The sequence below is a fragment of the Tsukamurella pseudospumae genome, from assembly GCF_001575205.1.
Classification (GTDB): domain Bacteria; phylum Actinomycetota; class Actinomycetes; order Mycobacteriales; family Mycobacteriaceae; genus Tsukamurella; species Tsukamurella pseudospumae.
On the sequence record NZ_LSRE01000012.1, the window covers coordinates 328736 to 341892 of the forward strand.

Annotated in this window: 11 protein-coding genes; 6 read left to right on the forward strand and 5 right to left on the reverse strand. The window is 71.7% G+C overall.

The window, feature by feature from the left end; translation table 11 throughout:
* Positions 1 to 95: 95 nt before the first annotated feature.
* Positions 96 to 1397, reverse strand: a complete 1302-nt coding sequence (locus AXK61_RS10420) for a sensor domain-containing diguanylate cyclase (protein ID WP_068745172.1) — start codon at positions 1395 to 1397, stop codon at positions 96 to 98.
* Positions 1398 to 1505: 108 nt separating this feature from the next.
* On the opposite strand from AXK61_RS10420, the gene AXK61_RS10425 reads away from it, so the two are divergent.
* Together AXK61_RS10425 and AXK61_RS10430 are read left to right on the forward strand one after the other, a co-directional pair.
* Positions 1506 to 2297 (forward strand): SAM-dependent methyltransferase, encoded by a 792-nt coding sequence (locus AXK61_RS10425; RefSeq protein ID WP_068573009.1) that lies wholly within the window; start codon positions 1506 to 1508, stop codon positions 2295 to 2297.
* Positions 2298 to 2338: 41 nt separating this feature from the next.
* Positions 2339 to 3682: a TIGR01777 family oxidoreductase gene (locus tag AXK61_RS10430; protein WP_068573011.1), complete on the forward strand. Its 1344-nt coding sequence runs from the start codon at positions 2339 to 2341 to the stop codon at positions 3680 to 3682.
* Between the two features lie 8 nt (positions 3683 to 3690).
* Here the strand turns inward: AXK61_RS10430 and AXK61_RS10435 are convergent, their stop codons facing one another.
* Positions 3691 to 5199: a glutamate-cysteine ligase family protein gene (locus tag AXK61_RS10435; protein WP_068573013.1), complete on the reverse strand. Its 1509-nt coding sequence runs from the start codon at positions 5197 to 5199 to the stop codon at positions 3691 to 3693.
* Positions 5200 to 5340: 141 nt separating this feature from the next.
* On the opposite strand from AXK61_RS10435, the gene AXK61_RS10440 reads away from it, so the two are divergent.
* Both AXK61_RS10440 and AXK61_RS10445 read left to right on the forward strand, forming a co-directional pair.
* Positions 5341 to 6054 carry a hypothetical protein gene (locus AXK61_RS10440; RefSeq protein ID WP_068573015.1) on the forward strand — a complete coding sequence of 238 codons (714 nt, stop codon included), beginning with the start codon at positions 5341 to 5343 and terminating at the stop codon, positions 6052 to 6054.
* 77 nt (positions 6055 to 6131) lie between these two features.
* Positions 6132 to 6827 carry a hypothetical protein gene (locus AXK61_RS10445; protein WP_068745176.1) on the forward strand — a complete coding sequence of 232 codons (696 nt, stop codon included), beginning with the start codon at positions 6132 to 6134 and terminating at the stop codon, positions 6825 to 6827.
* 11 nt (positions 6828 to 6838) lie between these two features.
* Here AXK61_RS10445 and AXK61_RS10450 read toward each other — a convergent pair whose 3' ends face one another.
* Positions 6839 to 8446, reverse strand: coding sequence for an amidohydrolase (locus AXK61_RS10450; RefSeq protein WP_068745178.1), 1608 nt, complete (start codon positions 8444 to 8446; stop codon positions 6839 to 6841).
* Entirely contained in the window at positions 8443 to 9933 is a 1491-nt protein-coding gene (locus AXK61_RS10455) for a purine-cytosine permease family protein (protein ID WP_068745180.1), read from the reverse strand. The genes AXK61_RS10450 and AXK61_RS10455 overlap by 4 nt, the downstream gene beginning before the upstream one ends.
* Positions 9934 to 10059: 126 nt before the next feature.
* On the opposite strand from AXK61_RS10455, the gene AXK61_RS10460 reads away from it, so the two are divergent.
* Entirely contained in the window at positions 10060 to 11097 is a 1038-nt protein-coding gene (locus AXK61_RS10460) for a LacI family DNA-binding transcriptional regulator (protein WP_068573024.1), read from the forward strand.
* Between the two features lie 9 nt (positions 11098 to 11106).
* Here AXK61_RS10460 and AXK61_RS10465 read toward each other — a convergent pair whose 3' ends face one another.
* Entirely contained in the window at positions 11107 to 11487 is a 381-nt protein-coding gene (locus AXK61_RS10465) for a sterol carrier family protein (protein WP_068573026.1), read from the reverse strand.
* Between the two features lie 103 nt (positions 11488 to 11590).
* On the opposite strand from AXK61_RS10465, the gene purF reads away from it, so the two are divergent.
* Positions 11591 to 13156 (forward strand): amidophosphoribosyltransferase, encoded by a 1566-nt coding sequence (purF, locus tag AXK61_RS10470; protein WP_068573028.1) that lies wholly within the window; start codon positions 11591 to 11593, stop codon positions 13154 to 13156.
* Position 13157 lies beyond the last annotated feature (1 nt).

The following is a 13157-nucleotide window of genomic DNA, read 5'->3' on the forward strand; positions in this document are numbered from 1 at the left end:
CGCGCAGCGAGGTGTTCGTGGATCGTTCAGACCGGTGTTTGTGGAGACTTCAGGCCGGTATTTATGGAGCGTTCAGGCCGGTGTTTGTGGAGACCTCAGGCCCGACGGGCTTCCTTCGACCGGTAGAGACCCGTGTCCGCGGCGGCGATCAGCTCCTCGACGGTGCTCGTCCCCACCGGTGCTACGGTCGTGCCGATACTGGCGCCGATCGTGATCGGCGGACCGTCGATCACCTCGATCGGCCGGCGCAGCGTCCGGTGGACCAACTGCGCGGCGTCGCGCGGCTGGAACGGGGGAGCGACGAGGACGGCGAACTCGTCGCCGCCGACGCGGTAGAGCCGCCCGGTTCCGCCCAGAGCATCCTCCATCCGGCGGGCGACCGCGGCGAGCAGCGCGTCGCCGCCCGAGTGGCCGAGGAGGTCGTTGATCCGCTTGAAACCGTCGAGGTCGATGAGGCAGAACCCCGCGGGTGCGGGTAACGACTGCAGGTCCGCGGTGAGGGAGCGACGGTTCGGTAGGCCGGTGAGCGCATCGTGATGGGCGAGGTGATCGAGCGTCATCTGCCGGGCGTGCAGTTCGGTCACGTCGTGGCCGACCCCGACGATCATCGCCGGTCTGGCGTCGCGCACGGGAGTGCGGCTGGTCGCCCAGCGGACCACGCCCCGACGGTCCCCGATCAGCACCCCGTGCGCCTCGAGGAACACGGTCGCCTTCTCCTCGTCGACGAGGGCCAGCGTCCGCAATGCGCGCGTGACCTCGTCCGGATCGTCGGACAGGAGCGGAAGGATGTCGTCGCCCGCGCCTCCCATCCGCGCGCGGTTCGCCTCGATCAGATCGCGCATGATCGGACTCGCGGACAGCACCACGCCCTGTTCGTCGGAGACGAAGACCGCGAGTCGCGCGTGCTCGAACATCATCCGCAGGCGCGCCTCGGCCTGGCGCTCGCCCTCCTCGGCGGACCGTCGGGCCCGCTCGGCCGCACGGTGCACGACGGCCTGCCCGTCGATGATCCGCCGGGTGAGTGCTTCGGCGTAGCCGGCGGTGTACTCCGCGAGGATCAGGGCGCTGCGTCGCCGCGCCTCCGCCGACGGTTCCCGCGACAGCGCATCCGGGAGCGCGGCGATCGCTCGGCCGCCCGCCGCGGCGCCCTCGGGCACGGTGATCTGCAACGACACCAGGAGCCTCCCGGCATCGCGGCCCACGGCCGGGTCGAATTCGTCGGCGGTGAGCGCGGCGATCATGCGCTGGAAGGCCGTGAGCAGTTCCGCGCGGACCGTCGACACGGGCAGCGGAAGGTAGACGTCGTCGGCGATCGCCATCAGGAACTCGTCCACGAGCAGCGTCACGACGGACTCGCCGCGGGCGAGGAATCCCAGCGGCGACGACGAGTCCGGCATTGCCCCTCCTCGTCGACCGACAGCAGTTCCATACTACGTGCGATCGGCTAGATTCTTACATCGATGATGGAATCTCAACAAGGATCGAATGGCACGTCGGTACCGGAATTGCTCGACGTCGACAGGGCGAACGGCTCGCGCCTGTACGACTACTTCCTGGGCGGCACCAGCTACCTCCCCGTGGACCGGGAGGCCGGGGAGGAGATCGCCCGCGCCGCGCCGCACTGGGCGCTCGGAGCCCGTCTCGCCAGGACCTTCGCGCGACGCGCGGTGCAGACGATGGCCGCGGCCGGCGTCGACCAGTTCCTCGACCTGGGATCGGGCATCGGGGCGGGTGGCGGTTCCGTCCACGAGTTGGCCCGCCTCGCGAACCCGGATGCGCGCGCCGTGTACATCCATCAGGAGCCGATCGCCTACGAGCTCGGCCGCGAACTGATCGGCGACGATCCGTACGCCGCCGTGCTCAAACTCGACATCGGTGACCCGGACGCCGTTCTGAACCATCCGGTCACCCGGGGGCTCATCGATTTCGACCGCCCCGTCGGTGTCCTCGTGGTGGGGGGCTTCGTGTTCGTCCCCGACGAGGCCGGGCCGGCGGAACTGCTGCTGCGCTGTCGCGAGGCGTTGGCGCCGGGCAGCTGTCTCGCGCTCTCCCAGGTCTCCGACGACTCCGCACACGCCGAGATCTCCGCCGAGCTGGACTGGGTGCGGCGCAGGTACGCGTCGACGCAGTCCCCGCTGTACGTGCGTCCGCGCACGGAGATCGCTTCGTGGTTCGACGGGATGGAGCTGGTGGATCCGGGCCTGGTGCGCTACGGCAGGTGGCGACCGGAGTTCCCGCTGACGGAGGCGCAGCTGCACTGCGACTTCGGTTACGTGGGGCTCGCGCGGGTCGTCTGACGAGCCGTGCGGTGGAGCGGATCCGGGGCTAGCGTGGATCCATGGGCATTCGGCGTTCGGCGATCATCGACTTCCCCGTCGACGAGGTCTTCGCCTGGTTCTCGCGGCCGGGCGCGTTCAGCAGGCTGATGGCGCCCTGGGTGCCGATCCGACCGGTCTCCCAGGCGGATTCACTCGCGGATGGCACGACGGTGCTCGGCCTGCCGGGCGGCCTGCGGTGGCTGGCGCGGCACGACCCGCAGGCCTACGTTCCCGGTCGCCGCTTCGTCGACGAGGTGACGGCCGACGGCGTGCGTTCGCTCCCGGCCGGCGTCCTCCCGTGGCGGCACGTGCACGACGTCGAGCCGGTCGACGAGGGGCGCACGCGCGTCTCGGACGAGGTGTCCACTCCGGTGCCCGAGGCACTGCTCGCGAGCACCATCGACTTCCGGTACCGCAGGCTGGAGGGTGACCTGGCGGCGCACCGTCGGGCCTCAGAGGCCGGGCTGGCCCCCTCGACGGTGGCCGTGACGGGCACGTCCGGACTCGTCGGCACCGACCTCGCCGCGTTCCTGAGCACGGGCGGGCACCGCGTGATCTCGCTGGTCCGGCACGATCCGACGGGGCCCGACGAGCGCCGGTGGGACCCGTCGGCGCCCGACCCGGCGGTGGTGGAGGGCGTGGACGCCGTGATCCACCTGGCCGGCGCGAGCATCGCGGGCCGGTTCACGCAGGCGCACAAGGACACGATCGTCGGGAGCCGCGTCGAGCCCACGCGCCTGCTCGCCCGAGCCGCGGCCGAGGCGGGCGTGCCGGTGTTCGTGAGCGCGTCGGCCGTCGGGTACTACGGGCGCGACCGGGGCGACGAGGTACTGACCGAGGAATCGGCGACGCCGACGGAACCGGACTTCCTCTCCGAGGTCGTGCGGCAGTGGGAGGACGCGGCGCACGACGGCGCCGGGGGCGACCTGCGCGTGGTCACGGTGCGGACCGGCATCGTCCAGTCGCCGCGGGGCGGCACTCTGGGGATGCTGCTTCCGCTGTTCCGGGCGGGCCTCGGTGGGCGCCTCGGCGACGGCAGGCAGTGGCAGCCGTGGGTGGGCATCGACGACCTCGTCGACCTTTACCACCGCGCACTGTGGGACACGGGCCTGTCCGGCCCCGTCAACGCCGTCGCGCCGGGCGTGGTCCGCAATGCGCAGTACACCCGGGCCCTCGGGCGGGCCCTGCATCGGCCGACGGTGCTGCCCGTCCCGTCGTTCGGGCCCGCGCTGCTCCTCGGACGCGAGGGCGCCGACGATCTGGCCTTCGCGTCGCAGCGGGTGCGGCCGGCGGTGCTGGAGGAGCGGGGACACGTCTTCCGGCATCCCACGATCGAGGGCGCACTGCGGCACCTATTGGGCTGAGCCGCCGGTCAGACCTCCCAGGTGTGGACCGGCTTGCCCTCGTGCATGAGCTGGACGTAGTCGGTGAGCATGCCGCGCAGCGCCTGGTGCCGGGTCTCGCCGGCCTCCTCGCGTGCGGCGACGGCGGCGCGCTGCCAGCTCGAACCGGCCTGGCGGGTGATGCAGCGGCCCTGCAGGACCTCCATGTACCGCTCCCGCGAGCGCGAGCCCACGCCGTAGGACTTCAGGCCCGCGTCCATGAGCGGGAGGAGTCGGCGCAGGACCAGCTCGTCGGGCCGGATCCAACCGACGTTCGGCCAGTACAGGCCGGCGTCGAAGGCGTCGCGCGCGCCCGAGTGCAGGTTCTCCGTCGCGGCGTCGAAGCTCATCTGCGTCCAGATCGGACGGTCCGCCTCCACGAGTGCCCGGACCACGCCGTAGTAGAAGGCGGCGTTCGCCATCGTGTCCACCACCGTCGGGCCGGCGGGCAGCACGCGGTTCTCGACACGCAGGTGGGCGTGCCCGTCGACGACGTCGTACACCGGGCGGTTCCAGCGGTAGACGGTGCCGTTGTGCATCCGGAGCTCCGGCAGCTCGGGGGAGCGGCCCGCCGCGACCTCCTCCAGCGGGTCGACGTCGCTGCACACGGGTAGCAGGGCCGGGAAGTAGCGGGTGTTCTCTTCGAACAGGTCGAAGGTGGACGTGATCCACCGTTCGCCGAACCACACGCGCGGCCGCACTCCCTGGTTGCGCAGCTCGATCGGGCGGGTGTCGGTGGCCTGCTCGAACAGGGGGATGCGCGTCTCGTGCCACAGCGCCTTGCCCGCGAGGAAGGGCGAGTTCGCGGCGATCGCCACCTGCACGCCCGCGATGGCCTGCGCGGCGTTCCAGTGCGCCGCGAAGTCCTCCGGCGCCACTCGTAGGTGCAGCTGCAGCGACGTGCACGCCGCCTCCGGCAGGATCGTGTCGGAGGTGATGTCGAGCCGCTCGCCCACGACGGCGCCGGGGAGCGGCGCGCCCTCGATGTCGATCTCGATGTCCTCGCCGCGGGCCGCGAAGACCTGCTCGTTGAGCAGGTCGTAGCGCGGGTTCGCCGAGAACCACTGCTTGCCGAAATGCTCCTCCTCCAGCGTGGGGAGCATGCCGATCATCACCAGGTTCGAACCGGCGGCCCGGGCGCGCTCGTCGGCGCGGTTGAGCGAATCCCGCAGCGAATCCTCGAGATTGAGCGTGTTCTGGTCCACGAAGGGTCGCGGCGCCACGTTGATCTCGATGTTGAACTGACCCAGCTCGGTCTGGAAGTCGGGGTCGGCGATGGCCTCCAACGCGTCCGCGTTGGCCATCGCCGGCTCCATCTCGTCATCGACGAGGTTCAGCTCGACCTCCATGCCGAGCAGCGGTTCCGGCGGCGCACCGTCGTCCATGAACAGGCCCTCGGCGAGCATGCGGGCGATGGCGTCCGTCCCGCGCTGGACCTGGCGGCGGAACTGCATCCGGTCCTCGCGTGTGAACACCCTGGCATCGACATCGGCACCCATGGTTCGCAGCTTGGCAGAACCCGCGCGGCGCGCGGGCGGAATCGGGGCATCCCGGAACCGCACTTCGCGATCGCAACGCATTTCGCTACAGTGTCACCACCGACAGTGTCCTTCGACACTGCAAACACGCTAGGAGTTCACGTGCGCACTCTCCGGAACACGCTCGCCGTCGGCACGGCCGTCGTCGCCCTCGTCGCCCCGGCGGCCGTCGCCGTGGCGGATCCCGCCGGCGCGCCGACCACCCCCGTCGACCAGCTCCTGCTCGCCGACGGCGAGTTCCCGGCCGGCTACGAGGTCATGCCCTTCTCGGTCGCCGACCGGCTCGAGATGATCGCGCCGCTGAACCAGTTCCAGAGCAAGGTCACAGTGACGCCGGCGGAGTGCGCTCCCAAGGTGTCCGCACTGCAGCAGCACGCCAGCGACCTCCCGATGGTCAGCGCGTTCAGCGACCGCACGACGACCGGCCTCGTCGAGGTGCTCTCCGCCAAGCCTGCCGCGGTCAACGCCGCCGCGCTGCAGAACTGCAGCAACGTCAAGGTCGAGCTGCAGCCGTCCGAGCAGGTCCCGGCCAAGGCGCTCATCAACATCAAGATCTCGCAGGTCTCCGTGGCGGGCGTCCCCGCCGGCACCACCGTCATCGCGACGCAGGGCACCGGCACCGTGACCATCAACGGCAAGGACGGCAAGCCAGGCAAGGAGCGCGCCGTCAACGTCAACCAGATCGAGGGCGTCAACCAGGTCCGCGGCTACACCGTCGTCGTGACCGCCTCCGGCTCCCAGGGCGGCCGCCTCGACCGGGCCGGCTTCGCGCAGACCCTCACCAAGGCGGTCGACAAGGTGCGTACCGCGAAGTAGGCAACAGAAGTTCGACAGTGCGCATGGGGGATGAACTATTCTTGACGCCGAATCGTTCGTCGACCAGAGGATCTCTCATGCGCACGTTCCGTCGTTCCGCCGTCACGGCGCTCGCGGTCGCCGCCCTCGCGGTGCCCACCGGCATCGCGTCCGCTGACCCGGGCACGCCCGCCACTCCGGCCGCGCAGCTCCTGCTGACGCAGGGCGAGTTCCCCGCGGGCTACCGGGTCGAGAAGGTCTCCGCGAACGAGTTCGGCGATATCACCTCGAAGGTCGGCGACGCCCTCACCGCGGCCAAGGTCACGCCCGCGCAGTGCATGCCGGTGGTCTCCCGCAGCGCGATCCAGCGGGCCGCCGGCACGCCCATAGTGGTCGCCCTGAACGAGGCGAAGCAGACCGGCATCTCGGAGATGTTGACGCACAACCGGATCGACAACGCCACCGTCATCCCGAAGGGCTGCGAGACGGTGCACATGGAGTTCCCCGTGCGAGACGGGTCCGCAGTCATGGACGTCCGGAGCAGTGTCGTCAGCCTGCCCGGGGCGCCGTCGGGCGCGAAGACGGTGCTGGCACGCTCGACCGGCACCGTGACCGTCAAGGGCACGGTGCATCCGATCAAGCAGGAGCAGATCATCGGTGCCCAGCAGGTGCGCGGCTACGGCGTTCTGCTCGTCGGAACCGCCGTGGGCGGCGAGGCGCCGGCCACCGTCGACCGTGCCGGGTTCGCGCAGGCGCTGACTGCCGCCACGCACAAGGTGCGCACGGCCCGCTGACGCCGGCCGGGCTACTCGGCCGACCAGCGCGTGACGCCCCCTGCGACGGTGCGCCGCACCTGTGCCGTGAGCAGCGAGTCGGGGCCTTCCGTGAACGGGTCCGTGTCCAGCACGACGAAGTCGGCGGCGAGACCCGCGGCCAGTACGCCCGTCTCGTCCTCCCACCGACACGCGTACGCGGAGTCGCCGGTCGCATGGGCGAGGGCCTGCGCCAGCGGCAACGCGTAATGCGGCAGGTTCGGCGGCAGCGACGGATCGATCGCCGAGTGCCGCGTCGACGCGATGAACAGGTTCGGCAGCGGCGGGTGCGGCGCGGTGGGCGCGTCGGAGCCGAACGCGAGCCGGGCCCCGGCCGCGGTGATCTCGGGCCACGGGTAGCCGCGCTCGCAGCGATGATCGCCGAGGCTCGCGCGCCAGGTCTCCTGGATAGCCGGATCGGCGTGTACGGGCTGCATCGAGGCCACCACGCCGAGCGCGGCAAGGCGGGCGATGCTGTCTTCGCCGACCACTTCGAGGTGCTCGAGGCGGTGCCGTCGGTCGCGCGGGCCGTTCGCGGCGATCGCCCGCTCGACGGCCGTGAGCGCGATGTCCGAAGCGGCGTCACCGATCGCGTGCATCGCGACCTGCAGGCCGGCCGTGTCGGCGGCGCGGACCACCGGCTCGAGCTCGGCGAGCGGCCAGATCGCACCGGGCCGGGTGCCGTCGGCGAAGGGCGCGCGCATCGCGGCCGTGCAGCTGTCGATCACCCCGTCGACCATGATCTTGATCCCGGCGATGCGGATCGGCCCGCCCTGCAGCCGTTCCGCCTGCGCCACCGCCTCCCGGACCTGCGCCAGGTCCTGCTCGGTATCGCCGGTGGGCACGATCAGCCAGTGGGCGGCGATCCGCATCCCGAGCGTTCCCGCCGCGGCCGTCCGCTCGAGCGCCGCGAGGTCCTCGGCGCGCATCGCCATGTCGACGGCGCCGGTCACACCGGTGCGCAGGTAGGCGTCGATCGCGGTGCGCAGCGCGGCGTCGCGGTCGCCGTCGGTCACCCGGGCGGCGAGGAAGTCGCTCGCCAGGCCCAGGGCCGCCATCTCCAGGAGCAGGCCGGTCGCGGCCCCGGCATCGTCGCGCACGATGGTCCCGCCGACGGGGTCGGGCGTTTCCGCGTCGACGCCGAGCTCGGCCAGGGCGGCGGTGTTGACCCACATCGAATGCATGTCGTTGGAGTGCAGGTAGACGGGCCGGTCCGGGACCGCCGCGTCGAGCAGGTGCCGGTCCGGCGCGCGACCCGCGAGCGGGCCGAGGAGCCAGCGTCCGCCGATCAGCCGCTCGGCGTCGCCGCGCTCGGCGGCGAACGTGCGCAGCCGGTCCTGCAGATCGGCGGCGTCGCGGACGTCGAGCAGGTCGAGGCTGCTCAGCGCCGTCCCCATCTCGACGAGGTGGGTGTGGGCGTCGACGAAGCCCGGGAGCACGAGCGCGCCGTCGAGGTCGACGACCTCAGCGTCCGGAGCGAACGCGGCGGCACCGTCGTCCGAGCCGACGTAGGCCAGACGCGCACCGTCGACGACGAGGGACTGCGCGTGCGGGTTCTCGGGGTCGACGGTGACGACCCGCCCGTTCCGGTAGTGGATCAACGGTCGGTCTCCTTCGGGGCGGCGCCGCGGCCGGGGAGGCCGTAGACGAGGTGGGTGAGCAGTAGATACAGGCCGGCGGCGACGATCACGCCGACGGGCAGCGAGAGATCGATGCCGCCGAGGGCGGTCGCGATCGGGCCCCGGAACTCGACGGTGTGCGAGGCCAGCAGCGCCAGGCCCGCAGCGGCCAGGACGGACACCGCACCGGCGACGTTCACCCCGCCCGTGTACCAGAACGCGGACCGGTGGGACTCGTCGCTGAGGGCGACCCCGTCGTAGCGGTTGCGGCGGATCAGGATGTCGGTCACGTACACGGCCATGATCGGGCCGACGAGCACCACCAGCATCGACAGCGCGCTGCTGACCGCACCCAGGAAGTCGGACACGAACAGCGCGTACAGGGTGAGCACGGCGCCGAGGAGGCCGCTCGCGGCGACCGCGCGCGCTCGCGTCAGGCGCACGCCCACCGACTGTAGAGCCAGGCCGGCGCTGTACGAGGTGAGAGCGTTGTTGCACACCGTGCTGACGATCACCGCCACGAGGAAGATCGGCACGAACCACGACGGGATCAGCGAGATGAGGCCCGCCTGAGGATCGGACATGTCCACCGCGGTCGCGGCCAGGGCGCCGACGGAGACCAGCACGGCGCCGGGGATCGCGCTCCCGAGGGCCGTCGCCGCCGCGACGGAGACGGGGCTGGTGGACGCGGGCAGGTACCGGGCGAAGTCGGAGCTGATCGTGTACGACAGCGGGGACGCCGCGACCAGCGTGAGCCCGCCGAAGACGGCGATCCAGAGGTCGAAGCCGTGCAGCGGCGTCGACTGGCTGAAGCCGAGGTCGGCGCGGGCGAACACGAAGCCGCACATGACCAGGAAGACGACGCCGAGGATCAGCGACAGCAGCGGGTAGAGGCGGCTGATCATGCCCTGCCCGAAGATCGCGACGGTCACCGTCGCCGTGGCGATCGTGGCGATCACGATCAGCTTGACCGGGGTGTTCACCGGAAGGTCGAAGTGCTGCAGCAGCGTGTAGCCGACCGCTGCGGCCGCGGCCCAGTTGATCGCGATGTAGCAGACCGAGACGAACCAGCCGTTGACCGCGATCGCGACGCGGTTGCCGCGCACCCCGTACATCGCGCGGGTGGTCACCTGGCTCGGTGTGCCGGACGCCGGGCCCGGGACCGCGACGATGCCGGTGACCACCGCGAACAGGTTGCCCGCAACCGCGACGGCAACGGCCTGCCACAGCTCGAGGCCCATGAGGACCAGCGCCGCTCCCACCACGAAGCCGAGGTAGTTGATGTTGGGGGCGCACCACAGTAGGAACAGGTCGCGGGCGCGGCCGTGTCGCTCGGCGTCGGGGATGACGTCGATGCCGTGGGCCTCGACCCGGGGGCGGGCCGCGCCGGGGGCGGCGGACACGTCGTCGGGGACGGGGACGGGGACGGGGACGGGGACCGGGTGCGGGGTCGGCTGGGTCGGCGTCATCGGGCCTCCACGGGGGATCGGTAGCGCCGCAGGCGGCGACGGGGTGTGGCCTGGATCACGCTAAGTTTCCAAAACGATTTGGACAAGAGTGTGGCGGATTTTTCTCGAGGGGCTACCGTGAACCGCATGAGCACCCGGCCTCGGATCGCCGACGTCGCGCGCCGCGCCGGCGTCTCGGTGACGACGGTCTCGCACACCTTCAGCGGTAACGGCGTGGTCGCCGCCGAGACGCGCGAGCGGGTGCGGGCCGCGGCGCACGAGCTCGGCTACCGGCCCGACGTGCTCGCCCAGGGGCTGCGGCGCAACCGGCTCAGCGTGCTCGCCCTCGTCGCGCGTCCGCTGGACCGGATCGCGCCGGATCAATTGACCGGCGTGGACTACTTCCTCCGGCTCGCCGGGGCGGCGGCGATGGCCGCGCTCGACGCGGGGTACTGCCTCATGCTCGTCGGCGACCCCGCGCGCGACGACGCGCCGTCCGCCGCCCTCGCGGCCGAGGGGATACTGCTCACCGAGCCGACCCTCGACGACCCGCTGATCGACCTGTGCGAGCGGATCGGGACGCCCTGCGTCACCGTCGGACTGCCCCCACGCGACGACGGGACCTGGGACGACGACGCCCCCGGACACGTCGGGATCGAGACCGAGCGGCTCACCGTCGATGTGCTCGAGCACCTCGTCGCCGCGGGCGCCCGCGAGATCGCCTTCCTGGCCGCGGACGAGCGGGACGAGTGGTCACTGAGGTCCGTCGAGGTCTACCGCCGGTGGTGTGCCGCCCGCGGGATGCCCGCTCGCGTGGTGCGGCACGTCGACTCCATCGGCGTCGAGGCCGGACGGGACGCCGTGGACCGATGGTTTCCGCCCGGTTCCGTCCCGGGGGTCGACGGTGCCCCCGACGCCCTGTTCTGCCTCGCCGCCGCGCCTGCGGTCGGGGCGGTCGCACGGCTGCGGGAACTCGGCCACGAGGTGCCCGGCGCCGTTCGGATCGCGGTCGGCTCCGACGCCGAGGAGGCCCGCGCGGCCGACCTCACCGCCGTCGACCTGCAGCCCGAGGAACTGGCGCGCCGAGCGGTGACGACGCTGATCGCCACGTTGCGCGGGACCGATCCGCCCGCCCTGCCGCCCGGCGTCGGCCGGCTCGTGCCCCGCGGATCGACGGCGTACTGACCTCCTCCGCTACAGGCGCAGGACGGGGAGGTACCGGGCGATCTCGCCCGCACGGGAGCCGCTGGCCATCAGGTCGGCGGCTTCCGTCGCCTCGTCGACGGTGACGAGGCCCGTCGCCAGCCGCAGCCACACGCGCGGCGCGCACTCCACGACGTTCGGGGGCGTGCCGCGGGTGTGCCGCGGACCGTCGACGCACTGGACCGCGACGAAGGGCGGCACCCGCACCTCCACCGACCCGCCGGGGGCGTCCTGCGCCAGCGTGCGGGCGGTCGACCTGACCGCCGCGGCGACGGTGCGTCGGGGCGGTTCGGGTGCCTCGTCGTCGGTCAGCCAGTCCCGTACGGCCAGCACCGCGGCGCGCATCTCCGCGGGGTCGATCGTCTTCGCCATCACACCGTCCTTCCGGAAGAAACCTACTCACCGATTCGTTCCAACTACCGAATCGGTCCTACAATCGAATGAGGCCCGCCCCCAGCCAGCCCCAGGAGTAGCCGTGCAGCAGCTTCCGCTCACCGTCGTCGATTCCACCACCGGTCCCCTCGATGACGGGCAGGAGCGCGAGCCCCGGGAGGAGTGCGGCGTCTTCGGCGTCTGGGCCACCGGTGAGGACGTGGCGAAGCTCTCGTACTACGGCCTGTACGCCCTGCAGCACCGCGGCCAGGAGGCCGCGGGCATCGCAGTCGGTGACGGCCAGCAGGTGCTCGTGTTCAAGGACCTGGGTCTCGTGAGCCAGGTGTTCGACGAGCAGACGCTGAGCTCGATGCCCGGACACGTCGCGATCGGCCACTGCCGCTACTCGACCACCGGCTCCACCACCTGGGAGAACAGCCAGCCGATCTTCCGTACCACCAGCGCCGGCAACGGCGTGGCGCTCGGCCACAACGGCAACCTGGTCAACACCGCCGAACTGGCGACGCGTGCCGCCGAACTGGGCGTGGCCGGCGGTCGGAACGCCGCCACCTCCGACTCGGACATCCTGACGGCACTGCTGGCCCACGCCGCGGCCGACCGCACGCTGGAGCAGGCCGCGATGGAGCTGCTGCCCACGGTGCAGGGCGCCTTCTGCCTGACCTTCATGGACGAGCACACGCTGTACGCGGCGCGCGACCCGCACGGCGTCCGCCCGCTGTCCCTCGGCCGTCTGGACCGCGGCTGGGTCGTGGCCTCCGAGACCGCCGCGTTCGACATCGTCGGCGCGTCGTTCGTGCGCGACATCGAGCCGGGCGAACTGCTCGCCATCGACGAGGACGGCGTGCGGTCCACCCGCTTCGCCCAGCCGACGCCGAAGACCTGCATCTTCGAGTACGTCTACCTGGCCCGGCCCGACTCCGTGATCCAGGGCCGGTCCGTGCACTCGACCCGTGTCGACATCGGCCGCCGACTGGCCCGGGAGCATCCCGCCAACGGCGACCTGGTGATCCCCGTGCCGGAGTCCGGCACCCCGGCGGCCGTCGGCTACGCGCAGGAGTCCGGCATCCCCTACGGCCAGGGATTGATGAAGAACGCCTACGTGGGCCGCACCTTCATCCAGCCCAGCCAGACCATCCGCCAGCTGGGCATCCGGCTCAAGCTCAATCCGCTCAAGGAAGTGATCCGCGGCAAGCGGCTCGTCGTCGTCGACGACTCGATCGTGCGCGGCAACACCCAGCGTGCGCTGATCCGCATGCTCCGCGAGGCGGGTGCGGCCGAGATCCACGTGCGCATCGCGTCCTCGCCGGTGAAGTGGCCGTGCTTCTACGGCATCGACTTCGCCTCCCCGGCGGAGCTCATCGCCAACGGCGGCGGCGCAGACTCCTTCGAGGCGATGGTCGAGTCCGTGCGGGCCGCGATCGGCGCCGACTCGCTGGGCTACATCTCCTTGGACGAGATGACCGCCGCGACGGAGCACGAGGGCGAGTCGATGTGCCGCGCCTGCTTCGACGGGGTCTACCCGATCCCGCTGCCCGAGTCCACGTCGATGGGCAAGGCCGTGCTGGAGAACATGCTCAAGGCGGGCGCCGCGGAGGGCGACCCGCTGCAGGCCGACAACGACAACGCATCGGCTCTCCGGCGTCCCTGAC

Bases quoted from the DNA above. Each gene is read 5' to 3' on its own strand.
- AXK61_RS10420 (WP_068745172.1), bottom strand. From the start codon at position 1,397: ATGCCGGACTCGTCGTCGCCGCTGGGATTCCTCGCCCGCGGCGAGTCC.
- AXK61_RS10430 (WP_068573011.1), top strand. From the start codon at position 2,339: ATGGGCATTCGGCGTTCGGCGATCATCGACTTCCCCGTCGACGAGGTC.
- AXK61_RS10435 (WP_068573013.1), bottom strand. From the start codon at position 5,199: ATGGGTGCCGATGTCGATGCCAGGGTGTTCACACGCGAGGACCGGATG.
- AXK61_RS10445 (WP_068745176.1), top strand. From the start codon at position 6,132: ATGCGCACGTTCCGTCGTTCCGCCGTCACGGCGCTCGCGGTCGCCGCC.
- AXK61_RS10455 (WP_068745180.1), bottom strand. From the start codon at position 9,933: ATGACGCCGACCCAGCCGACCCCGCACCCGGTCCCCGTCCCCGTCCCC.
- AXK61_RS10460 (WP_068573024.1), top strand. From the start codon at position 10,060: ATGAGCACCCGGCCTCGGATCGCCGACGTCGCGCGCCGCGCCGGCGTC.
- AXK61_RS10465 (WP_068573026.1), bottom strand. From the start codon at position 11,487: ATGGCGAAGACGATCGACCCCGCGGAGATGCGCGCCGCGGTGCTGGCC.